The sequence below is a fragment of the Flavobacterium frigoris PS1 genome (assembly GCF_000252125.1).
GTDB lineage: Bacteria > Bacteroidota > Bacteroidia > Flavobacteriales > Flavobacteriaceae > Flavobacterium > Flavobacterium frigoris_A.
The window spans coordinates 1-25,258 of the sequence record NZ_AHKF01000005.1 but is presented as its reverse complement, the minus strand read 5'-3'; the positions used below and the strand labels follow the sequence as shown (position 1 = coordinate 25,258).

The following is a 25,258-nucleotide window of genomic DNA, read 5'->3' as shown; positions in this document are numbered from 1 at the left end:
GTTTAGAAGGGATGGGGGCTAGGCAGAATATATATTTTTTATTATTATCTATAAAATCCTAATTTTTTTGTGTCGGTTTGAATAAAAATTTTATTTTTGCGGTTCACTAAATTAAATTTAAATGGCTACTTACAGTAAAAGAGGATATAAAGCACCAAAAGAAAGAGTAAATGATGACGCGGTTGAAAACTTAAACATTGATGAAAAAGACAGCACAACTGCGGGTGTATTTTCAACATTAGATGAAACTGCCTCAAAAACAGAAGATTTTGTAGCTAAAAATCAGAATTTCATTATTGGTATAGTAGGTGCTGTTGCTTTAGTTACTATAGGTTATTTAGTGTATCAAAAGTTTATCGCTGAGCCAAAACAAGTTGAAGCGGCAAACGAAATGTTTGTAGCACAACAAAACTTTCAACAAGCTACTGACGGTGTTGCGAGTGATTCATTATACAAATTGTCTTTGAATGGTTCTGAAGGTAAATTTGGATTTGTGAAAATTGCTGATGAGTATTCAGGTACTGATGCTGGGAATTTAGCTAATTATTACGCAGGGATCGCTTACCTAAATACAGGTAAATATACTGAGGCGATTGATTATTTAAGTAAATTCAAATCTGAAGATATTGTTCTAGGTGCTTTGGCAAAAGGAGCAATTGGAGATGCATATGCACAAAGCAAAAAACAGCAAGAGGCTTTAGATAATTATCTTAAGGCAGTTGCAGCAAATAAAAATGATTTTACCACGCCACGTTTCTTATTAAAAGCAGGTAAAACGGCTTTGGAATTAGGTAAGAAAGAAGACGCATTGAAATATTTTACAGATATTAAAGATAATTTTGACGCAAGCCCAGAGGCTGCTTCGGTAGATGTTTTGATTGGATTAGCACAATAGTTAAAATGATTTAAAATTACTGATTTTAGATTTTAGATTGTTGATTCAAAATTCTATCTTTAACATCGGAAATCAATATTTAAATCAAAAAATTACAACCAAATGGCAACTGTAAATAAAAACTTATCCGTTTATGATAAAAACACTGTTCCAAAAGCGAAAAATTTTCGTTTTGGGGTGGTTGTTTCAGAATGGAATGATACTATAACTGAAGGCTTGTACAATGGGGCAAATGAGGCTTTTTTGGAAAATTCAGTTCCCGCGGATAATATTATTCGATGGAATGTTCCTGGAAGTTTTGAGCTTGTTTATGGCTGCAAAAAAATGCTGCAAACTCAAAATGTCGATGCTGTAATTGCTATAGGTTGCGTGATTCAAGGACAAACAAAGCATTTTGATTTTGTTTGCGAAGGAGTAACGCAAGGAATAAAAGACTTGAATGTACAGAGTGACATACCAGTGATTTTTTGTGTTCTTACAGATAATACGATGCAACAGTCCATTGATAGAAGTGGGGGAATTCATGGTAATAAAGGCACAGAAGCTGCTATTGCTGCTATCAAAATGGCTTTCATTCGTCAACAGGCATCTTTGACACATCAAAAACCTACGGGACCTTTGCTATCTGCAGGTGCTATGCAGTTGGAAGAAGGTTCGCCTTTAGAGTTAAAGGAGTAAAGTTTAAAATTCGCTTATATTTTATAATATTATAATAAACCTATTCCGTAAATTGGAGTAGGTTTTTTTATTGTGATGCTAAGTAATTTATTCTTTAAAAATTTGATCTTTATATCCTTTGTGGTTTCAGTGGGTTAGAGGAAATGCTCAGTAGTGATTTTTTTTTGTGATTGTAAAATGCTTTTCTATCATTTTGTAGATCAATCTAAGCTATAAGATAAGCCGTTCTAGATTTGTATTTGTGTAATGCAAATAGTGCTTGTTTCAGTGGTTTTTTTATTTTTTTTAAATTGTATTAATAATAAAACCCGATAGAATTTCATTAAATTTGTACACTTTTGCCTTTTAAAAATTTTAAAAATATTTCTTTTAATGTCGAGTATAATTCAATTACTTCCTGATCATGTTGCCAACCAAATTGCTGCTGGAGAAGTCGTACAAAGACCGGCTTCAGTTGTCAAAGAATTGCTTGAAAATGCAGTCGATGCAAGGTCAACGGATATTAAATTAATTATAAAAGATGCCGGTAAGGCATTGGTTCAGGTTATAGATAACGGTTTAGGAATGAGTGTTACTGATGCTCGGCTGTGTTTTGAGCGCCATGCGACATCTAAAATACGTAAAGCTGAGGATTTGTTTTCTTTGCATACTAAAGGGTTTCGTGGGGAAGCATTGGCTTCAATTGCTGCGATTGCCCATGTAGAAATGAAGACCAAGCAGGACCAAGAAGAGCTCGGTACTCAAATTATCGTTGAAGGAAGTAAGTTTGTGTCACAGGAAGTGGCTGTTTTACCAAAAGGAACCTCTTTTGCAGTCAAAAATTTATTTTTTAACATTCCTGCTCGTCGTAATTTCTTAAAGTCGGATACAGTTGAACTCCGTCATATAGTAGATGAGTTTCAACGCGTGGCTCTAGCCCATCCCAATATTTATTTTACGTTTTATCATAACGGCAGTGAAATGTTCAATTTGCCAGGCTCTAGTTTGAGACAGCGAATTGTCAATATATTTTCGGGTAAGACCAATCAAAAACTTGTGCCAGTACAAGAAGAGACTGAAATAGTAACTATTCAAGGCTTTGTAAGTAAACCTGAGTTTGCCAAGAAAAATAGGGGAGAGCAGTTTTTCTTTGTTAATGATCGCTATATAAAAAGTGGTTATTTACATCATGCCGTGATGGCGGCTTACGATGGTATTTTGAAAGACGGCGCGCAACCGAGTTATTTTTTGTACTTGACTGTTCCTCCAAATACAATTGATATCAACATACATCCCACTAAAACGGAGATAAAGTTTGATGATGAGCATGCTTTATATGCTATTCTAAGAGCTTCTATTAAGCATAGTTTGGGGCAATTTAATGTGGCACCCGTTTTAGATTTTGATCGAGATTCTAATTTAGATACACCGTACCATTATAAAGATTTAAAAGGAGCGACGCCTACAATCCAAGTTGATGGTAGCTTTAATCCTTTTTCGGATGATAAAGTGAATAAGCACTATTCAAGTTACAAGAAACCGGAACCCACTTCAAATTGGGAAAGCCTGTATGTAGGACTAAAACAGGATTCTGAATTTAGTACTGGAAGTGCTGATTTTTCTTTTGAAAGTGAAGAGGTTACTGGCTCTCTATTCAATGACGGAGAAGTTGAGCAAACTGTACATAGTGCATACCAAATTCATAAAAAATATATTGTTTCCTCGATAAAATCAGGAATGGTTATAGTCGATCAACAGCGGGCACATCAGCGCGTTTTGTATGAACAATTTTTGATCAACATGACCGTTAATCAGGCTTCAAGTCAGCAATTGCTATTCCCTCTTGATTTGTTCTTTTCATCTGTTGAAATGGAGCTCATTGAAGAGTTGAAACTTTCACTAGTTAATACCGGTTTTGTTTTTGAAGAGACAAAGAAAGATCATATTGTTATTTCCGGAATTCCGGTAAATGTGACGGAAAGTGAAGTTTCTTTAGTGTTGGAACAATTATTGAGTGATTTACAAGATGGTATCCCTGAGAGTAGTTTTAGTCAAAATGATTCAATAGCAAAATCTATGGCCAAAAGTTTGGCTGTAAAAACGGGAACACCATTAACAGTAAAAGAGCAGGAGAACTTGGTAAATGGACTTTTTGCCTGTAAAGAACCTAATGTTTCCCCTTTTCAAAAACCCACTTTCATCACCATGCGTGTGGAAGATTTAGATAAAAAATTCGCAATATGAGAAATGTAACCGAAACGGTAAAACAATTAATTATAATTAATATCCTATTTTTTATAGGAACACAAATTGTGGGAGATGGCGCCTACAAAATGTTAGCTATGTATTTTCCTGAAAATTCTGGTTTCCAATATTGGCAGGTTATCACACATATGTTCATGCACGGAGGATACATGCACATTTTTTTCAATATGTTTGCCTTGTATTCATTTGGTTCTGCTTTAGAAAGTATTTGGGGAAGCAAAAAGTTTCTTTTCTTTTATATTTCTTGTGGTTTAGGTGCTGCCTTACTTCATACGGGAATAAACTATTATTATTTCAGTGAAGGAATAAATACACTGGTTTCAAATGGATTTGCCAAAGCAGAGGTTTTGCAACTTCTAAATGAAGGTAAAATCAATACACAATGGCAGGAAATCATGACGGTTTCTCAGTTTCAGGACTTTACTAGTGCTTATTTAGGAACAGTTGTTGGTGCTTCGGGTGCTATTTATGGTGTAATCGTTGCATTTGCTTTTATGTTTCCTAATGCTGAACTTGCTCTAATGTTCATTCCAGTTCCAATTAAGGCCAAGTATTTTGTTCCTGGTTTAGTATTGGTAGATTTGTATTTAGGGATTTCTGGTCAATCTATTTTTGGTGGTGGTGGAATTGCCCATTTTGCACACGTAGGAGGGGCATTATTTGGTTTTTTAATCATGTGGTATTGGAAAAAAAACCAGTTCAATGATAATCGTTGGAATTAAATACAATTAGAAATATATTTGAATGAATTCTAAACTCAAAATATGAATATTTTAGACGACTTAAAATCACAGTACAAACTAGGCGGCGTTGCTCATAGACTGATCTATTGGAATGTAGGTTGCTTTCTGGTTTCATTGGTATTTTTCTATCAATTTAGTTTAGGATCGTTTAATTTCCCAACTTGGGTTGCTTTGTCAACGGAGCCTTCAAATTTTATTGTAAAACCATGGACGTTCTTGACCTACTCGTTTTTCCATGATGGTTTTTTTCATCTGCTTTTTAATATGGTAATTCTCAATTTTGCCAGCTCCTATTTTTTGACTTTTTTTACACAAAAACAGTTTTTTGGATTGTATGTTTTGAGTGCGATTTTTGCAGGAATTTCATTTGTAGGAGGTTATTATATTTTAAATTTGAGTGCGTCCATCGTTGGAGCATCGGCTGCAATTATGGGGATATTAGTGGCAGTTACAACATATCAACCTTTGATGAACGTCCGATTGTTGCTTATAGGGAATGTGAAATTATGGCATATTACTGCAGTAATTCTTATACTTGACTTAATGCAATTTCGTTTAGACAACACAGGCGGGCATATTTCGCATTTGTCAGGGGCTTTATTTGGGTTTGTTTATATTAAATTATTGCAAAATGGCACTGATTTGAGTAAGATTGTCACTTGGATAATTGATTTTTTTGCAAGTTCATTTAAGAAACCGACATCAACTCCCTTTAGAAAAGTGCATAAAAATTATAGTCAACCAATAGAGAATAGAGTTTCTAAAATCATAACAAAAGATAAGGCACAGCAACAAATAGATGAGATTTTGGATAAAATAAGTAAATCTGGATATGATAGTTTAAGCAAAACAGAAAAGGAATTTTTGTTCAAAGCCGGGAAGTAAGGATTTACAATCCTTTTCTAAAAGATAATAATAAATAGGAGTTAGTATTTTAACTGAATATAAAGCAATATGAAAAACCTTTCATGGTTCAACAGAGGGATGTTTAGTTTGAACGTTCTTCTTATAGTGGTTACGTTTGTTGCTTACGTTCTGCCTTTTTTGGCACCTAAAATATTTCCTATTTTATCTGTTCTGACCCTCTTTATGCCGTTGTTTTTTCTACTAAACGGATTGTTTTTTTTGTATTGGGCCATTCAATTTAAAAAACGAATGTTCTTATCGGGATTGGTGCTTTTGATGGGTATTACATTCATCAATAAATTTTATAAATTTTCATCAAAAGACTATCCAGAGGATGACAAGGACTTTGTTGTAATGAGTTATAATGTGCGACTATTTAATTTGTTTAAATGGTTGGATAAAGAGGATGTACCGGGTGTAATTCTTGGATTTATCAATGAGAAAAATCCGGATATTTTATGTATTCAAGAATTCTCCTCATCAACTGATATTGACTTGAAAATATATCGCCATAAATATATTTTGATGGAAGGGAATAAGATTAAGACCGGTCAAGCTATCTTTTCTAAATTCCCAATTATTAGTCAAGGTAATATTGTGTTTCCAAGTTCTAACAATAATGTAATTTATGCCGATATTAAAAAAGGTAAGGATATAATCAGGGTTTATAATATGCATTTACAGTCGATAAAAATCACTCCGGATGTCAATGAGATTTCTGAAAATATTGATGTTATCAATAAGGACAAGTCTCAAATGTTACTTATAAGAATCAGTAAGGCTTTTAAGCAACAACAACAACAAGCAGAGATTTTTAAAGAGCATGAGAAAAAATGTGAATACCCGATCATTATTTGTGGTGACATGAATAACAGTGCGTTTTCATATGTATACAGGAGCATTAAAGGTACGCTTAAGGACAGTTTTGAAGAGGCTGGGACAGGATTTGGGGAGACTTATAAATTCAAATACTACCCAACTAGGATTGACTATATTTTTGCTGACGAAAAGATGACTGTCAAAAAGTTTGAAAGCTTTTCTAACTTCGAAAATTCAGACCATTATCCCATTATGGCTAAAATATCATTAGAGTAAAGAGTTTTTCAAACTCCTAAAGTGGCTGGTTTTTTAGATAATCAACGGTAAACTTACCTTCGTTGAAGAGTACGTCGAGAGTGCTTAGGTTGTTAATGAAACCATGTTTGTCGTCAAATACTTGTATGTATCTTTCAAATGAAGAAGTATCTTTTTTACCATCTGCCAGATGTCTAAAATCTGAAGTAAGTGAGGGGTCGATATCTTGTATGTATTCTGTGCTAGTGGTATATTCTAATTTTATTCGCAAACAATTAGTTATAATGTCTAAAGTCTCAAAATTAAGATCTAGTAGGAACTTGTGTTTTTTCTCAAAAAAAGGACGAATATCGTCTTCAAAAAATTCAAAAAATGGCGAACTTCTGTATGCTGTTTCCAGTGATTTGTAGTGTTGTTTTTGCCAATCAAAATCAAAATCTATCTGAATATCCTTCGTTTTTTGATGCGCCCCTTTCGTGTGTTTAACGGGTATATTTAAAAGCTGAATCCCATTTGGACTATAGATATAAGCTCGGTTACGATTGGTTTGTTTCTGAAAATTATCCTCTATTTCAAAAGTGATTTTTTCTGCCTGTAGCATAGCTGCAAAATGGCTTATGGAGGGGAAGTAGGTGGGCTGGATTAAAATTTCCATAGCTATCTAAAGTTTTTAAAGCCATAAGGTCAAAAGTCATAAAGGATTCCTACGGGTAGGGGCTTTATGACTTTCGACTTTAAAAGTTGTGACTAATTTTTTTTTGCTCTGCTTTTTTTCCATAAGAACTCACCTAAGAAATAGGCTGCAAGGAAAAACAAAAAGTATTTGAAGTAGGATTGTGGTTGTCCTTCGCCGCTTACGGTGGTGAAAACTCTATCCCAGCGTACTTTATTCAGGCCTTTTCCGTTAGTATCCCAACTCATCCAGATAAATACCGGCTTCCCTACAATATGGTTTTCAGGAACGTATCCCCAATAACGACTATCTTCAGAGTTATGACGGTTATCTCCCATCATCCAGTAGTAGTTTTGCTTAAAGGTGTAGTTTTTGACAATTGCACCATTTAATCTAATTTCGTTTCCAGTTACTTTAAGGTCGTTTTTGTTTCCATCATCATTCATTTCATAATCGGTGATTATCCTTTTGTAAAATGGTAATGTTTCAGTCGTAAGAGCTACAGTAGTTCCTTTTTTAGGAATATAGATAGGGCCAAAGTTATCTCTGTTCCATTTGTTAATATTCGGGAATATTCCATCTTCAATTCCTGTTGATATTTCTTGTTTTACATCAGTAATTCCGGGAACATTTTTTAATCTTGCTGCTCCCGCAGCTGTTAGTGCTCTAAAAAGTAAAGTATCTCTTTTGTCGTTATTTTTAAAGTATACCTGATCTGTTATATCAAGATCCTTTAATAGGTATTCAAAATCGATAGGTGTTTTTCCATCTATTGCCACCGAGTAAGAAAATTGAGGTTTCGCTCTTTCAGGTAATTGCAATACTTTACCATCTATATATACAAGTCCGTCTTTGATAGATAGACTGTCTCCGGGAACTCCAACGCATCTTTTTACGTAATTGGATTTTTTATCTACAGGTTTTATGACTCCAGGCGTTCCTTTAGGTTCAAAGAAATAATGAACAGTATCGACAGGCCAATTGAAAACCACAATATCCGTTCGGTTTATTTCTTCAATGCCGGGCATTCTTAAATATGGTAATTCAGGCCAACTAAGATAAGATTTGGTTTTAGCAAAAGGAATTGAATCATGTACCATCGGCATAGCAATAGTTGTCATGGGTACTCTAGCGCCATAATTAATTTTGCTAACAAATAAGAAGTCACCAATCAATAAAGATTTTTCCAATGAAGATGTTGGAATAGTGTAAGGTTGTACGAAATAAGTATGAACTAATGTCGCTACTATTATTGCAAAAAGCAATGAGCTCAGTGTACTAGCCGCTTTGTTTTCGGAATTTAAATTTCTCTCTGCTACGTAAGTTAATTTTTGAGTGTAATTTACATAGTATATGTACAGACCAAAAGTCGCTATTCCTAAGAAAGTGTCTAAATTTGATTTTTTCCCAAAACTTCTCAAAGTTTCGATCCAGATTACTGGAAACATAATTAGATTAATGATCGGTATAAATAATAATAGCGTCCACCAAGTAGGGCGTCCGATAATTTTCATCAATACAATGGCATTATAAACTGGTATTCCTGCCTCCCAGGCTTTTCTTCCTGCAGCCACATATAATTTCCAAGTTCCCAAAAAGTGAACTATTTGTATGAATAAGAAAAATACAAACCATTGATATAGTGTCATAATTATTTGATTAAGGTTTGAAGTTTAAGGTTTTCCAATTGGAGTTTTATCCTTAAGCCGGAAAAAGTTTATTTTAAATTTAATACGTCTTTCATGGTAAAAACACCGTGTTTACCTATAATCCATTCTGCGGCAATTACAGCACCAAGAGCAAACCCTTCGCGGTTATGTGCCGTGTGTTTTATTTCTATAGCGTCAACGGCTGAATTGTATTTTACGGTATGGGTTCCAGGAACAGTTCCAATTCTTTTTGCTTCGATATGGATCTCATTTTCTTTAGCGTTATCCAATGTCCAATTAGTGAAGCTGCTGTTTTCAATTACTCCTTTAGCTAATGAAATAGCAGTTCCGCTTGGCGCATCTAGTTTTTGAGTATGGTGAATTTCTTCCATCTCAACAGTATAGCTGTCTAATTTAGACATCATTTTAGCCAGGTATTCGTTAAGTTCAAAGAAAATATTAACACCTAAACTAAAGTTGGAACTAGAGATGAATGCTCCGTTTTTTTCTTTGCATAAGCTTACCATTTCATCAAAGTGTTCTAACCATCCAGTTGTTCCTGAAATTACGGGAACATTAGCATTAAAGCAACTAGAGATATTACTTACAGCGGCAGTTGGAATGCTGAAGTCAATCGCTACGTCAGCATTTGAAAGGCCTTCGTAGGTATTGTGTTCGTCTTTTTTTAAAACAATTTCATGACCTCTTTCCAGTGCAATTCGCTCAATTACCTGGCCCATTTTTCCGTATCCTAAAAGCGCAATTTTCATTTCTTTAGTTTTTATTTTCATTTCAAGTCACCTTTTGAGTACGAGATTAGAAATTGTAATTAAACGTTAGACCCACATTTGTTCTTAATGTTACATCATTTGGATAAACGACAGGTCTGACTGATAAGTTTTCATCAACATTGAATTGCAATAGGGCCGCGTCAACATTAGCATCTATAATGTTTAAAGCATAAAAAGCTACTACAAATAAAGCAGATAAATCGCGATTACGTTGGTAAAATTTTTGACCAGCAATTAGACGAGAATCATCAAGATAGGTGTAGTCATCATCGGAGTATCCCTCTAATCTACGTTTATAGGCGTCTCTATATTGATGGTATTTTTTATTGCTGTCCAAATAGAAGTAAAGACTGGTACCTATTGCTCCATATACAATGGGTATTTTCCAGTATTTTTTATTGTAAGCTTGTCCCAAACCAGGAAGTATAGCAGAGTAAAAAGCGGCTTTTGCTGGTGTTAACGGATCAATGTTATTTGATTTTAAAGTGTCTTTTGCAATAAGAACGTCGTCGTTTTTTGCTTGTGCAAAAACAGACGTGCTTCCTAACACAAAAAAAAGTATTCCTATGGAAATAATTTTATTCACTATCCCTTTATTAATTCGACGATTCTTTTTAAATCTTCTTCCGATTGAAAAGGAATCGTGATTTTTCCTTTTCCATTTCCAGCTACTTTTACATCTACTTTGTTTCCAAAATAATTAGAAAACGCCTTTTTTTGCGATTCATCTATTTCAAATGAAGCCGGCCTTGGTTTTGTAGCCGCTTTTGGTTTTAAACTTTCATGGTAGTTTTTTACCAAGGATTCTGTATCACGAACAGAAAGGTTCTGACTGACAATTTTTTGATAGATATCTGTTTGAATGTCCAGATCTTCAATATTGATAATTGCTCGACCATGTCCCATGGTAATGAAACCGTCACGAATACCAGTTTGGATAATCGGATCAAGTTTTAAAAGTCGTAAATAGTTCGCAATTGTTGAACGTTTTTTTCCAACACGTTCGCTCATTTGTTCTTGTGTTAATTGAATTTCGTCAATCAAACGTTGGTAAGACAGTGCAATCTCAATAGGATCTAAATCATGACGTTGAATGTTTTCAACTAATGCCATAACCAATGACTCATTGTCATTAGCAATTCGAATATATGCTGGAACCGTAGTCAATCCCACTAAAGTAGAAGCACGTAAACGACGCTCCCCCGAGATCAATTGGTACTTATTAAAATCTAGTTTTCGTACTGTAATCGGTTGGATTACACCTAATTCCTTGATGGAAGTAGCTAGCTCTCTCAATGATTCTTCATTGAAATTACTTCTGGGTTGAAATGGATTTATTTCAATTGCTTCAATTTCAAGCTCAATAATGTTTCCTACTACCTTGTCTGCATTTTTATCGTCTACCGATTTAATATCGTTTTCCGGATCTTTTAATAACGCAGATAATCCTCTTCCTAAGGCTTGTTTTTTTATTGCTTTTGCCATAAAACTATTTACTGTTTTTCTTTATCACTTCTTGGGCTAAATGCAAGTAATTAGCGGCCCCTTTGCTCGTTGCGTCATAGTTTATTATGCTTTCGCCAAAACTAGGAGCTTCACTCAACTTTACATTTCGTTGAATAATGGTGTCAAAAACCATGTCGTTAAAATGCTTTTGAACCTCTTCGACAACTTGGTTTGATAATCGTAATCTAGAGTCAAACATTGTCAATAACAATCCTTCTATATCTAAATCCGGGTTATGAATTTTTTGAATACTTTTTATTGTGTTTAGTAGTTTTCCTAAACCTTCAAGTGCAAAATATTCACACTGGATAGGAATGATTACTGAATCTGCAGCAGTAAGTGCGTTTAATGTCAGAAGTCCAAGCGATGGAGCGCAATCAATGATGATAAAATCGTATTCATCTTTGATACTTTCTAATGCTTTCTTCAGCATATACTCCCTGTTTTCTTTATCGACCAATTCGATTTCGATCGCGACAAGGTCTATATGTGATGGAATTACATCAACATTAGGAGCAGAACATTTTATGATTGCCTCTGCAGGCGTATTACTGTGTTCCAGGATTTGGTAAGTTCCAATTTCGACATTATCCACATCAATTCCAAGTCCAGAACTTGCATTTGCCTGAGGGTCAGCATCTATCAGTAGCACTTTTTTTTCTAAAACTCCTAAGGAAGCGGCAAGGTTTACTGATGTTGTAGTCTTTCCAACTCCTCCTTTTTGATTAGCAATCGCAATGATTTTGCCCATTATATTTTATAAATTTTGAACCGTAAAAATACAATTAATTATGGTTTCTAAAAATCTATTTTGTTAACATTTGTTAATGCTTGATTTGTTGCTAATTGACTCTGTTGCTTTTTTTTACTACTTGTTAATTTTATAGTTCAATCTTAACCGCAGTTTTTAAGCTAGGGGAGCGCAAAGTTTTTTAAAATAGTATAAAATTAGTTGCTCATGATCGCTCTTCCCTGTCACATGCAAGCAATTTTTACGAAAGGCGAAACGACATATGGTATTTGAATGTGAAAAGAGTTTTTCGAAGAAAAAATAGATTGTAAATGCAATTGCTGTTTTGCTCTATTGGTTCTTGCTGAAATAAATTTATTTCTTATTTGTAAAATAGTTTTGGTGAAGCAAAAAAACAATTGTATATTTGCAGCCGCTTACGGGGTGTAGCGTAGCTCGGTTATCGCGCCTGCTTTGGGAGCAGGAGGCCGCAGGTTCGAATCCTGCCACCCCGACTAAAAATCCTTTCTGTTTTTACAGAAGGGATTTTTTTTATTATACAATAACTAAAAGTGATTATCCAAGTTCTATAATCCAGTAATTATAACTTACTTTTGTTCTTTTTAAAATTATAATATTATCTTATTATGTCTGATACAATCGAAAAAATTAAATGTCTTATTATAGGTTCTGGACCAGCAGGTTATACTGCAGCAATATATGCAGCCAGAGCAAATATGAATCCTGTTTTATACCAAGGAATCCAGCCTGGTGGACAATTAACTACTACTAATGAAGTAGAAAATTTTCCTGGTTATGTGGATGGAGTAACAGGACCCGAGATGATGGTTCAACTTCAAGCACAAGCACAACGTTTTGGTACTGACGTACGTGATGGTTGGGCTACCAAAGTTGATTTTTCTGGAGATGTACATAAAGTTTGGATTAATGACACTAAAGAATTGCACTGTGAAACAGTGATTATTTCAACTGGTGCAACAGCTAAATACTTAGGATTACCTTCAGAACAACATTATTTAAAGATGGGTGGTGGAGTTTCTGCTTGCGCCGTTTGTGATGGGTTTTTCTATAGAAACCAAGAAGTGGTAATCGTTGGAGCTGGAGATTCAGCTTGCGAGGAAGCACACTATTTGTCTAAGCTTTGTAAAAAAGTGACGATGTTAGTGAGAAGCGAAAAATTCAGAGCTTCAAAAATTATGGAAGAACGCGTTCGCAAAACAGAGAATATCACTATTTTGATGAATCATGATACCGTTGAAGTATTAGGTGACGATCAAGTAGTTACTGGGGTAAGAGCATTGAATAAAACTACAAATGAAACTTTTGACATTGAAGCCACAGGTTTCTTCGTAGCAATTGGTCATAAACCAAATACAGATATTTTTAAGGAATTTATTACTTTAGATGAAACCGGATATATCATAAATATACCTGGAACTTCAAAAACTAATGTAGCTGGTGTTTTTGTATGTGGTGATGCTGCAGACCATGTGTACCGTCAAGCAATTACTGCTGCTGGTACAGGATGCATGGGTGCTTTAGATGCTGAAAGATATTTGGCAGCCAAAGAATAATCAGAATTATAAAGTTACAATATATAAAAAGTCCCGATTTGTCAAAAATCGGGACTTTTTGTTTTGAGCTATTAAGTAACAATGTAAATAGTCTTTTCTATTTTGTTTTTTTAATTAATTTGGCCTCATCTGTAAACTTTTTCATTTCTATTTTTGGATCACCATAAAGTTCAATTTCCGATTTGCCTGAAGCAACAATAATGATATTGGTTAGGGCATTAACTGAGCAGTTAGAATCTCCTTCGGCAGTAATTTCAATATTTTTTACGGTTAAATTATTTGCCGTTAAATTTGAATTGCTGTCAATTCTGAACAATCCAACTGTGGCAGTTCCTTCAATTTTAGCTTCTGATTTTTGATATAAATCGGTAATTAAATCAGTGGTTGTAATTAAGGCTTTTAAAGATGCGTTCTGGCTTAATACAATTTTTGATTTTTCTGATTTAAGGTTAAGTTCCACCTTTGATTTGTCATTGGACTCTAGCTGAAAATGTTTTGAGTTGACATTTAAAAATAATTCAGATGCATCAAATGATTTAAAAGTAATGGAATCTAATTGAACTTCTTGAATCGCATTGATTGTTGCATCATTTTTTGAGCTTACTAAGTTCAAATCTTTTGTATACGTAATTTTCACAATTAACTTTTTAAAGCGGATGGCTTCTTTTAAAGTTTGTACATTTAGTTTCTTGTCTTTTATATCAATTGAAATAATATTTTGAAGGTTATCATCTGCTTCAATTTTTATTTCTGGTTTTTCACCTAATTCAAGATATACCTCAATATTATCTTCAATTTCAATGCTGCTAAACGGCCCTATTTCTCTTTGTTCTGTAGTAACCTTTTTTGAACCTTTAATTTTTTCTTTATTTTGGGCAAATAGCAAAGTTGTTGTTAAAAATAGGAGGGCTATCGTGGTGTGTTTTTTCATTTTTTTTAAATAATGGTTTTTACAAATATAAAAAAATCATCCGCTTTAGGGGGATGATTTTAGTAATAATTTCTATTATAGAAAAGCTATTCTTTGTCAATACTGCCTCCAGAACTGGATTTTTTTTCTAATGATTGAGGGGTGTTGTTATAGTCAATAGAGCTACCACTAGATGCTTTAGCTTTTAAACTCACTATTGGATGAACATTTATAGAGGATCCGCTGGATGATTTTGCGGTCACTTCATTTGCTAATAATTCAAAAGCATCGATTGTGCTTCCGCTTGAGGAAATAGCCTCTAATGTTAATGCCATACCGTTCATAGAGATTGTACTTCCGCTACTAGCTTTACTAGTTATATTGTCTGATTTTATGGTTACATTTATAGTTGCGGCACTTGAAGTTCTCAGGCTGATGTTTTCTCCTTTTAAAGTGTTAATACTTGTAATTGATGAAGCGCTTGAAGCTTGTAACTCTTCTATAAAGGGCATTCTAACAGTAACTTTTTTGGACTCAATGTTAATAAAGGAATTGTAATCGCAAGCTACGATCAGCACTCCGTTCTCTACCCTTGTAGTAATGCTGTTTTGTAAATTATCATCAGCCTCAACAATAATTTCCTTTTGGTCTGATTGTTCAATTACCAGATCAATAGCGTTGCTAACTTCAATATTTTTAAAGTCTCCTGCTACAGTTCGTTTTTCAGTAGTAACATGACCGCTGCCTTTTATTGATTTTGAATTAACCGTATAGTTGCAGGATGAAAACAATAATGCGGTTAATGCTACCAATATGAATTTCGTGATGATTGTGATGATTTTTAGCATGATTATTTAGTTTTTATGATGATCCCGTCTTTGTTTATTTTCAATTCTTTGATATCACTATTGGTATTTATAATAGTATCATTTGTAATTGAAACACCATTTTTATTTATGGTTACTGATGTGTGTTGGTCTTCATTGTAGTCAATATCGTCATAGTCATTTTCATCAGCTGGACAATCCAAACATTTTACATTAGTATCCATCATTTGGTAAAGATATTTATCGGAACTATCGTGTAAGTTGAAAAAATCGTCATTAGACCTGTCATAGTGTTGTACACTTGAATCAACCTTAAATAGAGTTCCTTCAGGCAAATATAGAGTAATTTCAATTTCTTGATCTCTAAATTTATTTTTCAAGTCAGACACGAGATAGTTATCTAAAATCAATTGATTTCCAATTATTTTATAGCTATATCTAATTTGTTGTGCTCTTTGTTTTGCTTCTGAGAGTGATTTTCCTTTGGCCTCTTTTTCAATTTTTATATATGGTAATTTCTCGTTGGTTTTTTTAATTTCAAAACGCACTTCATTTGAATATATAACATCAGTATTCGCTGAATCTTGTGTTATTCTGAAATTATTTCTGTCGTCTACATTTTTGGCATAATAGTCGTTATGTATGAACTTAATATGCAATGTGTCTGTAGTTTGTAGTGCAATATTCTCCTTTTGAACAACTCTTCCGTCAATAGCAAAGGCTGACGCTTGTTTTATTCCTATTGAGATTGCTAATGCAACAGCTATTATCCAAAGTGCAAGTAAGGTGTATTTAGCAATGTTTCCTATAGACTTCATATTTGGAGACAATAGTTTGAATCCCAAAATGCTTAGAAAAAAGAAAGGAATACCTACTGCAAAGAACATTAATAAGCCAAAAGTCCAAATTGGATAGTCAGTAAAGTTTCCCGCTTCAACAAAATCTTGCCATGGGAAATCAATAAATGTTGATGAACCCAAAGTGAAAACTCCAATAAGCAAAAAGATTAAGGTAGTTAGTCCTGTTATGATTAATATAATCCCTAAAAACTTAGCAAATACCTTAAAAACTGAAAGGATAAAATCTCCAAATGAACTTCCAATCTTTCCAGCTCCAGATTTAATTTGGTTGCCATATTTGTCATAATCGGCATTCTTTATTTTGTCAGAAACATTTTCAAATTCCTCTCGAACTTTTTTTTCTATGTTCGAAATGTTTACTGGTTCCCCTGTCATTTCTAGTTTTTCGGATGTTGTTATAGCTTCAGGCATTACAATCCATAGAATTATATATGCTAAGACTCCTGTTCCAGCGCCCCAAACTAATAGAATTAGTATCACTCTAATCCAAACAGCATCAATTCCAAAATAATGTCCAAGACCTGCTGCAACACCACCTATCATTCCTTTTTCTTTATCTCGGTACAGTTTTTTTGATTTTCTGCTCATGTTATCGTTAAAGGATTGATTTTGTTGGTTGTCTTCTTCGATGATATAGTCTTCTGGTTGTCCCATGACAGCAATCACCTCGTCTACGTCTTTTAAACCTACAACATGTTTTTCACTTTTTTGTTTCTCGTTTAGTAATTCTGAAACACGCATTTCGATATCTTTTATGATTTCGTCTTGTCCGGATGAATTGGATAAAGATCGCTTGATGGCGTCAAAATATCGGGTAAGTTTTTGGTATGCATCTTCATCTATATGAAAGAACATTCCGCCTAGGTTTATATTTACAGTTTTGTTCATGACTCTTATTTTTGGTTTGTGATTAGATTTACGGCGTCAGATAGTTCGGTCCACGTGCCATTTAGTTCGTTTAAAAATGTTTGTCCTATTTCAGTAAGGCCGTAATATTTTCGTGGCGGTCCTGATGTGGATTCTTCCCAGCGATAGCTAAGTAATCCGTCGTTTTTTAATCGGGTTAGCAGTGGGTAAATAGTACCCTCTACTACGAGTAATTTTGCGTTTTTTAAGGTGTCTAATATTTCCGATGTGTATGCATCTTTTTCTTTTAATACAGACAAGATGCAAAACTCGAGAACACCTTTACGCATCTGTGCTTTTGTGTTTTCAATGTTCATAATTTCATTTTTGTTTTTTGATTAAACAGTTCATTTTTTGATTGATGATTGATGATGATTTTTATTAGAAGCTATACCCGCTGTCCGCTATATTCCCGATTAATTAAAACTACGACTGAAAAAGCCTTGTTTTTCTAATTCGGGATATGCCACTTCCAGCAGGGCTACGATTTTTATTTTATAAATGGAATTGTTATAGGATATTTAAATCGCTCTCCGTTAGATGTTTTGATTGCTGCATATATGATTAAGAAAAATTCTGATACTTTTAATAGTCCAAAAATTAGCACTGCAATTATTCCTATAGTCAATAAGCCCATGTTGTTGTCAAAATTAAAGTTATTGATAACGAAGTTGTCATCATGTATTATCGCGTTAAAAGGAATGTTACTAAAAATCGTGATGATGAAAATAGGAATTGCTATTGCAATAAGTACTAAAGAATACAGTAGCAAACTCAGTTGAAAATTAAGTACTTGTTTTCCATTGTGATCTACAAATTCTGATTTGTCCTTTTTTGAAGTCCAAATTAGTATTGGAAATATATAATTTCCAAAAGGGAAAAAATATTGGGTTAAAGAACTTAAGTGTGTAAAAGTAGCTGCATTTTTTTCGGTGATTGTTTCCATTTTTTTTGATTTTGATTGATGATTGAAAAACCATAACTAATTCCGCTTAGCTTACATAGTAATTTCTTATACAAATATATGGCCAAAAGACAGTATCTTGTATCGCATAGTAGTAAATGTTAACATAATTTTAACAAATATATTTTATATGTACGCATAGTATATTTTTGTATATTAGCAAAAAAACCAACGAAAATGAATCTTACAGCATCTAAACTTAATAAATTTCTATTTTTCAAATTGCCTTCAGCATTTTTATGTGGAGTAAGAGTAAAGGAAGTAGGAGAGAATAAATGTGTGGTGTCTGTTAAGCACCGCTGGATTAATCAGAATCCATTTAACTCCATGTATTTTGCTGTTCAGGCAATGGCTGCCGAACTGTCGACAGGAGCTTTGGTAATATACCAAATTCAAAAAAGTGGAAAGAAGATTTCGATGCTAGTTGCCAATAATAAATCATCTTTTACAAAAAAAGCAACGGGAAGAATAACATTTGTTTGTAATGATGGACACCTAATAGAAAATGCGATTCATGAAACCTTGACAACAGGAGAGGGACAGACCTTCTGGATGAAATCTATTGGGACAAATGAAAAAGGAGAACAGGTTTCCGAAATGGATTTTGAATGGAGTGTAAGAGTTAAATAAAAAATAAATTCAAGTTTTACTAAAACTAGAATTCAATAAATAAACGCCGCTAAATTTAGCGGCGTTTATTTTATTAAAAGTAAATTATGCTTTCTTAGCGCAACACTTTTTTTTTTCAGTTGCCACCATTTTCGCATCGCATTTCTTGCCCTCGGCTTTGCATTTTGCCTGGCATTTGGTTAGCTCTTCAGCAGTCATTGCTTTGTGATTATCAGCTTTTATAGCACAACAAGATTCTTTTTTAGCTTCCTTTTTAACGGCTTTTTTTTCGTCTTGTGCATTTGAATTAATAGTAAATAAAACAAATGTAGCAAGTATAAGTATTCTTTTCATTTTTCATTTTTTAATTGGTAACTAAATGTAAATAAAATTCGAATGTGTTTTACTTAAATTAATGTTGCTTTTTAAATCCCAAATAGAATTAAAATCCAATTTGATTACCATATTTTCTAGTTAGCGAATAATTATTTTTTTGCTAAAATCTCCCTTAGTCGTTTTGAGCTTCACAATATAAACGCCCGACGGAACATTTTTTATTGGAATTTTGATACTGGTTTGTTCTCTTTCTTTAACGTCCCAATTAGAAATGTTTTGCGCCAATATGTTAAAGAGGTATATTTTATTTACTGTGCGGTCTATGAAGTTGTTTTCTATGTTTAGGGTTTTATCCTTATTTGTAAAATACACCGATATGCTATCCGGTAAATCATAACTGTTCACATCAAGTGTTTTATTGGCAAAACGTATAGAGAATCGGTTATCGTATCTTCCAACAGCAAGTGAAATTGGGAAAACATTATTTCTTATGTCATGATAAATTCCAGTTACATTGTCATATAAATAAATTTCGAGATCATTAGGTATGTTTTCTAACGCATCAATTTTTATAGTGGCGTCACCTGCTTTAGTGGCGTTAATGCCAAAAGGAATTATTTGGTCAGCGTTGAAATTGGGAACTGCCTGAATAATAAACTGACGATCACTAAACTGCCAGTACATGTCATTGGCATTCGTGTCAAGCATTTGTGCGTCATATCCAATATCAAATTGATTCGTAGTGTTAGCGTCTGCTCCAAGTAATAATTGACGATGTGCACCAGCAGTGGAGTTGAATCCCAGCCTTATTTTTAATCTTGTGTCTTTTTTGGCGATACTTGATTTGTCGGTCGCTTTTTGTTTCATAAAGAGCGAACTTGCAGCTGCTTCTCGTTCAAATGTCCTTTGACTATTTTTAAAGCTGATATCTCCGCCATCAACTGTCGCAGTTGTTCCTTTTATTCCAGGGTCTAAAGATGCAGTAACAAAGAAACCTTGGCCCACAGCGATATAACGTTCAGGTGCTTTAAGTCCTTGCGCAAGGTTATTTGATGTTAATGGACTATTATTAATTCCTGCAACACCCCCCATTAGTGTGTAGGTGGAATAACCTCCTTCATATTGTGCTAAATTATGATTATTTGAAGTTCCAAAATGGTCCCAAAACAAAAGTACTCCATTAATTACGTTGTGACCGGCTCTTCCTTCCAAATTATCTTTTATAAATTCATCAGCATCTAGAGCTGATGGATAGGGATTTCCCAGCAGATAGGTTTGCCCTATTGGAATATATCGAGTTATAGTTCCGGAGTTTGGTTTCCCTATAAATGTATAATTCTGTGTTGCTAAAATAGAAGCAGGTCCGCCTGTTCCTTTCATGGTAAATCCTTCTCCGACCTGTAATGAAACACTATTTCCAATATAATTCCAGAGGTAGTAATTTTGCAAAGCCGTATTGGAACCCGGGGTCGGCGAATTATAAGAATATAGCCATCGTTTACTTATTTTTATAGGGACAGTTACCGGTCCGTCTGCGAAATATGCTCCGTCGCCGAAATTTATTGCTTTAGGAGTCGCGGAAGCTGTACCGTCCCTTAAAACTTCTGCAATTGAGTATGCTGCATTATTTGCCCGTTTTTGTTTAGTAACTGGTGAAGACCAGTAATTGTAATTGAAACTGCTCTTTTTGCCTTGTTGATCGCGCTTGATATAACCCGAACTGCTTTCATCTAATATACTTTCACTAGACTGAGTCAGGGTGTATCTTTTTTCAACAAGTTGAGATTCTCCAACCAAATCGATTGCCCCGTTTAATTTTAAGTAATGGGTAATCCATAAACCTTGACCATTGTTTTTTTCGTCTAAACCTTGATTGGGATCGGCTATTGTTAATTTTTTATCGGAATCTATTATCAAACCTAATAAAGTAATGTCTTTATTTCCAGATTTTACATTGTGGGATAACTTTACAATATTCCAATCTATGGGATCTCCATTTACACCTAAGCTATTTGGATAATTCCATACGGGATAATTTGTCCAAGTTTCGTCTGTACTCCAGTCTTGGTCATCTGCTCTTGTTGTATAAGGGAGTGGAGCCGTTTGTTCTTGAGGTTGTGTCATTTTAAGTAATCTTCCGGAAACAAAGCCTGTCCCATTTAATTTTCCTCCAAGAACATCAGAGGTTCCTTGATTCATTTTATAATAACCGGCCAAATTAGTCCAAGTTAAACCTGAAATTGGTAAAGGGATAACAGCCCCGTCTACATTATTCCCATTTTTGATAATCTCCTGATTCATCATTTGGCGAATTTGTTCATTGGTTAAACTAATATTCCAAATTCTTAATTCGTCTAATGAACCATTAAAATAATTTATGGTTTTGTTACCTGATTTATTCATTGCCCCAATTAGAAATTTGTAGTTATTTGTAATTGGAACAGCTCCGTTTTTAGAATCCATTTCGATTCCGTCAAAATAAAGCTTGTACGTAGCTCCGTCAAATGTTACGGCAATATGATACCATCGGTCGCTGTTGATTCCGTTATGGGTTAGCACTTTAGAATTATTGGAATAAAATGATATGGAGTTGTTTTCTAATCTTAAGTCATACCCAGTACTCACGTCAGTTATATCTTTCTTTGAAAGTATTGTTTTAGTAAATCCATTAAGAGCATTTGGTTTTGCCCAAATTTCAAAGCTAAAGGTATTGGTTAAATTAAAATTATTGCCAAAATCTATATTGTCGTCTACCCCATCAAAATAGATATTAAGACAATTCGCAATTGTGAAAGTTACAGTATCTACAGAAGGAGGGCACGGAGAAAGGTTTGTTATTGTCCAAGATAAAGTATAAGTCTCACCACTTTCCCCGGTAAAAGTTGAAGTCGGACTGCTTGTGTTAGAAAAACTATATGATCCAGCTGCTTGGCCCGAAGTTACCGCCCATTGGCCAATAGCGCCGTTTGCGGCTAGTGTTACAGTAGTATCGGCACAATTCAAAGTTGTGGTAACTGTACCTGCATTAGCAGCAAAATTTGGGGTAATGATAAGGTCTACGGTGTCAGAAACAACTAGACATGGTCCCGCGCTATCAGGATCATTAGTAGTGTACGTTAGAGTAACGGTTCCAGTATCTCCGGCGCCAAGTGTGTAAAGTGCGGTTGGAGTATTATTGCTAAAACTACCTGTTCCACCAGTCCATATTCCAGAAGTTGCACTTCCTCCTAATGTTGCTGCCATAGGAACATTTGTTGTGGTAGAACATAGAGCAATGTCTGTGCCTGCATTTACAATTGCTGCGGGATTGATTGTGATCGTTCCTGTTGCGGTTAGGGTACCACATGATCCAGTTGTTTTGATTTTATAAAGATATGTGCCTGGAGAAGCGGTTGGTATACCTGTAAATAGAAGAGTAATTCCGTTAAAAGATGAAGTTATACCGGAAGGTAGGCCAGTAACATTAGGAGCACTAATCCCGCTACCTACAGAATAGGTAATATCTGTAATCGAATTGTCTTGACAGACAGTTTGAGAGTCTGTTCCAGCTGCGGAGGTGAGTGTTAAAAATGGAGATAATGTACCGAAAGAGATGTCATCTAATCCAAAATCATTACCTGAAGCCGCACTTTGTAGATCTCTAATGTTAACATCAGCAGTAGTATTTGTTCCAGATGTCCAAGTACCATAAAAGCGGGTCCAATTATCTGTAGAGGAATTACTTTGACCATGATTCGCTAAAACAGCAGTAGTTCCTACTAGAGTTCCATTAACTTGAAATCGCAATTGAGCATTATTTCCTGCACTATTTAAACTCATGGCATAGGCTGAAAAATAATAAGTGGTATTTGGCTGAACAGTTACCGTTTCTTTCCATACTACTAATGTGGTTCCATGACCGTTTACTGCCATGAAATTTCTATTTCCAACTGAATTATCGGTGTGGTCTTCTCCCCAGAAATTATTATGTACATTTTGACCATTTGTTGTAATGGAATAACCATTTTTACCTGTGTCATCTACTAATTCGGTATTACCCGGGCCATCTGGTTTATAATTATAGTCAGATGTAAAGCCAGTGTTTCCTTCTGTGAAGCTTCCATTTGTCACTAGTTCTTGAGCAACTTCTAAAGAAGCAACATAAGTACAACCTTCAGGTGTGGTTCCAACAACTTCAACATATTGTGCAGTATCTACAGTTATGCTTGGGCCTGTTTCCCCTGTGCTCCACACTAAATTACCAATTGGACTAGAAGAGTTGGCGTATAATCTCACTTGATTTGGACCATAGCAATAATCGGCTGTTATTTCCAATTTAGGGTCTGGATAGACATTTACAGTAACTTTTTTTGTTTCTATACACCCGTCAGTATTTGCTACAGTTACAGTATATTCTGTAGTAACTGTAGGGTAGACAGGTATCGTTTTGTTGCTTACAGATGGTACGCTCGCATTGGTTGGAAGTCCAGCCGTAGCAGTTGGAGATCCAACCCATGAATATAAATAACTTGCTCCCGATTTAATTCCTTGTATTTGAAAATTATCGATTCTAACATTATCTTTCCCTTTTCCTGAAATGTCCAAAGTGATTTCTAGATTAGTAGGATTAGCTGCTCCCGCAAGTAATGTAAATGTCCCTACATACCATCTATTGTCGCTATTTAAGGATACAGAACCAATAATTACAGAAGTAGTACCTCCATTTTTCATATAGGAGACTGTGACTTTTTTTGTATTTTTAGTATCTTCTCTTTGCGCTTGAAAGTATATTTTAAATGAAGTGTAGTTTGGTAAATCAGTGCCTCCTAGACTAAATATCCAAGATTTACCTGGGGCATCTGCATTTAAATAATTACCAGCCGTATTAGGAACAAATGCAGTTCCAGTTGTGACAACTCCACCGTTATTAAGGTCAAAAGGAATGGTTAGACTAGTAACCGAACTCGTAATGCCTGCTACAGCATTTGAGACTAAGGCTCCATAGTTGTTTCCAGAATTAAAATTATAATTTACAAGAGTTGTTGAGGTACTAGTAGCACCTTGAACAACAGCATCTAAAGTACTTTGTTCTCCACTGCAAACCGTGGATGGAGTTGCACTAGCAGATAAAATTACAGGAATTGCTTTTACTGATACTGAAGTTGTTGTGCGACTACAGCCTGAAATACCATCTGTAAATGTAAAAGTTGCATTTCCTACAGCAACTCCACTTATAACACCAGCATTATTAACAGTAGCTACAGAAGTATTGCTACTAGTCCAAGTTCCTCCTGTTGTAGGAGAAAGAACTTTTGTTTCGTTAACACAAACTTGTGTTGGAGAGCTTACAATGGGTAGAGCATAAATAGTAACTGGAATCGTTGTACTACTACAAGTTGTTGAGGTTTTGGTGTATCTAAAAGTCGTTGTACCAGGTGCAACTGCTGTGATAACTCCGCCATTGGTAACAGTAGCAATTAATGTATTGTTGCTGACCCAAGTTCCACCAGTTGTAGGTGATAGAGTACCTGTAGAGCCCATGCATATTTTTGAAGGGGCACTAACAATTGGTAAATCATTAACTACAGCTGTAAATGTATTACTGGTAACATAGGTGGAACATGGGCCAGATCTTAATTCGACATATATTGTTTCTCCATTTGACAAAGTAGTATTAGAGTATGTAGCGCTATCAGTTCCAACTGGAGTTCCGTTTTTGTACCATTGGTAATGCGGGTTAATTCCAGCATTAGTAGGAGAAGCAGTGAATGTAATATTCGTTCCTACGCATATAGCGGTATTAGGTGAAGCAGAGATACTAATAGTTGCATTTGCTGCAGGATTTGTAATTGTCACTGTTGCTATGCAGCTAGCTTTATTACCACTGTTATCTGTAACTGTTAGTGTTACCGAATTGTTGCCTAGGTTTCCACAATTGAATAGTAATTTTGAAGCTACTACAGAAGAGATTCCGCAGTTATCAGAAGAATTATCATTAATTTGATCTACAGTAATTGAAGCGTTACCGGTATTATCTAAGACAATAGAAATGTTTTTGCAACGTGCAATTGGAAGAATGTTATCTGTTACGGTTACCAATTGAGTAGCTGTTTTTGTATTTCCACTTCCATCCGTTGCTGTCCACGTCACGGTGGTGTTACCTATTGGAAAAGCAGTCGGGGCATCATTGGTCACAGAAGCAACGGAGCAATTGTCTCCAGTTGTTGGAGTTCCAAGTACTACACCAGTGGCTGTACAAGCTGTGTTAGTTGTTGCGCTTATGTTTGTGGGAGCAGAAATAGTAGGTGCAATATTATCAATTACCGTTACAGTATACGAACAAGTAGCAAAATTGCCTGCAGCATCTTCAACTCTATAATTTA

General features: G+C 34.8%; 21 protein-coding genes and 1 tRNA gene. 9 read left to right on the top strand and 13 right to left on the bottom strand.

Going from position 1 to position 25,258, the window contains the following annotated elements:
• Window positions 1–121: 121 nt before the first annotated feature.
• The 6 genes from HJ01_RS00930 (at window position 122) to HJ01_RS00905 (ending at window position 6,561) form a co-directional block, all read left to right on the top strand.
• A complete protein-coding gene (locus HJ01_RS00930; protein ID WP_007136370.1) occupies window positions 122–895 on the top strand; it encodes a tetratricopeptide repeat protein in 774 nt (257 codons plus the stop codon).
• 102 nt (window positions 896–997) lie between these two features.
• Window positions 998–1,573 (top strand): 6,7-dimethyl-8-ribityllumazine synthase, encoded by a 576-nt coding sequence (gene ribH / locus HJ01_RS00925; protein WP_007136369.1) that lies wholly within the window; start codon window positions 998–1,000, stop codon window positions 1,571–1,573.
• A gap of 372 nt (window positions 1,574–1,945) precedes the next feature.
• Window positions 1,946–3,796, top strand: coding sequence for a DNA mismatch repair endonuclease MutL (gene mutL, locus HJ01_RS00920; protein WP_007136368.1), 1,851 nt, complete (start codon window positions 1,946–1,948; stop codon window positions 3,794–3,796).
• Window positions 3,793–4,539 (top strand): rhomboid family intramembrane serine protease, encoded by a 747-nt coding sequence (locus HJ01_RS00915; protein WP_007136367.1) that lies wholly within the window; start codon window positions 3,793–3,795, stop codon window positions 4,537–4,539. The genes mutL and HJ01_RS00915 overlap by 4 nt, the downstream gene beginning before the upstream one ends.
• A gap of 42 nt (window positions 4,540–4,581) precedes the next feature.
• Window positions 4,582–5,445 carry a rhomboid family intramembrane serine protease gene (locus HJ01_RS00910; protein WP_007136366.1) on the top strand — a complete coding sequence of 288 codons (864 nt, stop codon included), beginning with the start codon at window positions 4,582–4,584 and terminating at the stop codon, window positions 5,443–5,445.
• 69 nt (window positions 5,446–5,514) lie between these two features.
• A complete protein-coding gene (locus HJ01_RS00905) occupies window positions 5,515–6,561 on the top strand; it encodes an endonuclease/exonuclease/phosphatase family protein (protein WP_007136365.1) in 1,047 nt (348 codons plus the stop codon).
• 16 nt (window positions 6,562–6,577) lie between these two features.
• Here the strand turns inward: HJ01_RS00905 and HJ01_RS00900 are convergent, their stop codons facing one another.
• From HJ01_RS00900 to HJ01_RS00875, 6 genes are all read right to left on the bottom strand, one after another.
• The gene (locus HJ01_RS00900) at window positions 6,578–7,195 is read right to left on the bottom strand and encodes a WbqC family protein (protein ID WP_007136364.1); all 618 of its coding nucleotides are present in this window, start codon (window positions 7,193–7,195) and stop codon (window positions 6,578–6,580) included.
• A 92-nt stretch (window positions 7,196–7,287) separates the two neighbouring features.
• Window positions 7,288–8,862 (bottom strand): signal peptidase I, encoded by a 1,575-nt coding sequence (gene lepB, locus HJ01_RS00895; RefSeq protein ID WP_007136363.1) that lies wholly within the window; start codon window positions 8,860–8,862, stop codon window positions 7,288–7,290.
• A gap of 68 nt (window positions 8,863–8,930) precedes the next feature.
• Window positions 8,931–9,632: a 4-hydroxy-tetrahydrodipicolinate reductase gene (gene dapB / locus HJ01_RS00890; protein WP_040473574.1), complete on the bottom strand. Its 702-nt coding sequence runs from the start codon at window positions 9,630–9,632 to the stop codon at window positions 8,931–8,933.
• Between the two features lie 46 nt (window positions 9,633–9,678).
• Entirely contained in the window at window positions 9,679–10,239 is a 561-nt protein-coding gene (locus HJ01_RS00885) for a DUF5683 domain-containing protein (RefSeq protein WP_007136361.1), read from the bottom strand.
• Window positions 10,239–11,138 carry a ParB/RepB/Spo0J family partition protein gene (locus HJ01_RS00880; protein WP_007136360.1) on the bottom strand — a complete coding sequence of 300 codons (900 nt, stop codon included), beginning with the start codon at window positions 11,136–11,138 and terminating at the stop codon, window positions 10,239–10,241. The genes HJ01_RS00885 and HJ01_RS00880 overlap by 1 nt, the downstream gene beginning before the upstream one ends.
• Before the next feature lie 4 nt (window positions 11,139–11,142).
• A complete protein-coding gene (locus HJ01_RS00875) occupies window positions 11,143–11,910 on the bottom strand; it encodes a ParA family protein (protein WP_007136359.1) in 768 nt (255 codons plus the stop codon).
• 419 nt (window positions 11,911–12,329) lie between these two features.
• Here HJ01_RS00875 and HJ01_RS00870 point away from each other — a divergent pair.
• Window positions 12,330–12,404 (top strand) — tRNA-Pro (locus HJ01_RS00870).
• A 132-nt stretch (window positions 12,405–12,536) separates the two neighbouring features.
• A complete protein-coding gene (trxB, locus tag HJ01_RS00865; RefSeq protein ID WP_007136358.1) occupies window positions 12,537–13,484 on the top strand; it encodes a thioredoxin-disulfide reductase in 948 nt (315 codons plus the stop codon).
• Between the two features lie 97 nt (window positions 13,485–13,581).
• Here the strand turns inward: trxB and HJ01_RS00860 are convergent, their stop codons facing one another.
• The 5 genes from HJ01_RS00860 to HJ01_RS00840 all read right to left on the bottom strand — a co-directional run bounded on the left by HJ01_RS00860 (window position 13,582) and on the right by HJ01_RS00840 (window position 17,933).
• A complete protein-coding gene (locus tag HJ01_RS00860; protein WP_007136357.1) occupies window positions 13,582–14,415 on the bottom strand; it encodes a GIN domain-containing protein in 834 nt (277 codons plus the stop codon).
• Window positions 14,416–14,501: 86 nt separating this feature from the next.
• Window positions 14,502–15,242 (bottom strand): head GIN domain-containing protein, encoded by a 741-nt coding sequence (locus HJ01_RS00855; protein ID WP_007136356.1) that lies wholly within the window; start codon window positions 15,240–15,242, stop codon window positions 14,502–14,504.
• 2 nt (window positions 15,243–15,244) lie between these two features.
• A complete protein-coding gene (locus HJ01_RS00850; RefSeq protein WP_007136355.1) occupies window positions 15,245–16,969 on the bottom strand; it encodes a PspC domain-containing protein in 1,725 nt (574 codons plus the stop codon).
• 5 nt (window positions 16,970–16,974) lie between these two features.
• A complete protein-coding gene (locus tag HJ01_RS00845; RefSeq protein ID WP_007136354.1) occupies window positions 16,975–17,304 on the bottom strand; it encodes a PadR family transcriptional regulator in 330 nt (109 codons plus the stop codon).
• A gap of 173 nt (window positions 17,305–17,477) precedes the next feature.
• Window positions 17,478–17,933 (bottom strand): DUF4870 domain-containing protein, encoded by a 456-nt coding sequence (locus tag HJ01_RS00840; RefSeq protein ID WP_007136353.1) that lies wholly within the window; start codon window positions 17,931–17,933, stop codon window positions 17,478–17,480.
• Between the two features lie 195 nt (window positions 17,934–18,128).
• Here HJ01_RS00840 and HJ01_RS00835 point away from each other — a divergent pair, with 195 nt between their 5' ends.
• The gene (locus HJ01_RS00835; protein WP_007136352.1) at window positions 18,129–18,581 is read left to right on the top strand and encodes a DUF4442 domain-containing protein; all 453 of its coding nucleotides are present in this window, start codon (window positions 18,129–18,131) and stop codon (window positions 18,579–18,581) included.
• An 84-nt stretch (window positions 18,582–18,665) separates the two neighbouring features.
• Here the strand turns inward: HJ01_RS00835 and HJ01_RS00830 are convergent, their stop codons facing one another.
• Both HJ01_RS00830 and HJ01_RS00825 read right to left on the bottom strand, forming a co-directional pair.
• A complete protein-coding gene (locus HJ01_RS00830; protein ID WP_007136351.1) occupies window positions 18,666–18,914 on the bottom strand; it encodes a hypothetical protein in 249 nt (82 codons plus the stop codon).
• 120 nt (window positions 18,915–19,034) lie between these two features.
• Window positions 19,035–25,258: LamG-like jellyroll fold domain-containing protein (locus HJ01_RS00825; RefSeq protein WP_040473571.1), on the bottom strand; the 6,224-nt coding region annotated here is incomplete at its 5' end.

Excerpts from the sequence above, each read along its gene's own strand:
- HJ01_RS00875 (WP_007136359.1), bottom strand. The coding sequence starts at position 11,910 with ATGGGCAAAATCATTGCGATTGCTAATCAAAAAGGAGGAGTTGGAAAG.
- HJ01_RS00900 (WP_007136364.1), bottom strand. The coding sequence starts at position 7,195 with ATGGAAATTTTAATCCAGCCCACCTACTTCCCCTCCATAAGCCATTTT.
- dapB (WP_040473574.1), bottom strand. The coding sequence starts at position 9,632 with ATGAAAATTGCGCTTTTAGGATACGGAAAAATGGGCCAGGTAATTGAG.
- HJ01_RS00835 (WP_007136352.1), top strand. The coding sequence starts at position 18,129 with ATGAATCTTACAGCATCTAAACTTAATAAATTTCTATTTTTCAAATTG.
- HJ01_RS00845 (WP_007136354.1), bottom strand. The coding sequence starts at position 17,304 with ATGAACATTGAAAACACAAAAGCACAGATGCGTAAAGGTGTTCTCGAG.
- lepB (WP_007136363.1), bottom strand. The coding sequence starts at position 8,862 with ATGACACTATATCAATGGTTTGTATTTTTCTTATTCATACAAATAGTT.
- HJ01_RS00860 (WP_007136357.1), bottom strand. The coding sequence starts at position 14,415 with ATGAAAAAACACACCACGATAGCCCTCCTATTTTTAACAACAACTTTG.
- HJ01_RS00930 (WP_007136370.1), top strand. The coding sequence starts at position 122 with ATGGCTACTTACAGTAAAAGAGGATATAAAGCACCAAAAGAAAGAGTA.
- HJ01_RS00830 (WP_007136351.1), bottom strand. The coding sequence starts at position 18,914 with ATGAAAAGAATACTTATACTTGCTACATTTGTTTTATTTACTATTAAT.
- mutL (WP_007136368.1), top strand. The coding sequence starts at position 1,946 with ATGTCGAGTATAATTCAATTACTTCCTGATCATGTTGCCAACCAAATT.
- HJ01_RS00855 (WP_007136356.1), bottom strand. The coding sequence starts at position 15,242 with ATGCTAAAAATCATCACAATCATCACGAAATTCATATTGGTAGCATTA.
- HJ01_RS00880 (WP_007136360.1), bottom strand. The coding sequence starts at position 11,138 with ATGGCAAAAGCAATAAAAAAACAAGCCTTAGGAAGAGGATTATCTGCG.
- HJ01_RS00905 (WP_007136365.1), top strand. The coding sequence starts at position 5,515 with ATGAAAAACCTTTCATGGTTCAACAGAGGGATGTTTAGTTTGAACGTT.
- ribH (WP_007136369.1), top strand. The coding sequence starts at position 998 with ATGGCAACTGTAAATAAAAACTTATCCGTTTATGATAAAAACACTGTT.
- trxB (WP_007136358.1), top strand. The coding sequence starts at position 12,537 with ATGTCTGATACAATCGAAAAAATTAAATGTCTTATTATAGGTTCTGGA.
- HJ01_RS00840 (WP_007136353.1), bottom strand. The coding sequence starts at position 17,933 with ATGGAAACAATCACCGAAAAAAATGCAGCTACTTTTACACACTTAAGT.
- HJ01_RS00850 (WP_007136355.1), bottom strand. The coding sequence starts at position 16,969 with ATGAACAAAACTGTAAATATAAACCTAGGCGGAATGTTCTTTCATATA.
- HJ01_RS00915 (WP_007136367.1), top strand. The coding sequence starts at position 3,793 with ATGAGAAATGTAACCGAAACGGTAAAACAATTAATTATAATTAATATC.
- HJ01_RS00910 (WP_007136366.1), top strand. The coding sequence starts at position 4,582 with ATGAATATTTTAGACGACTTAAAATCACAGTACAAACTAGGCGGCGTT.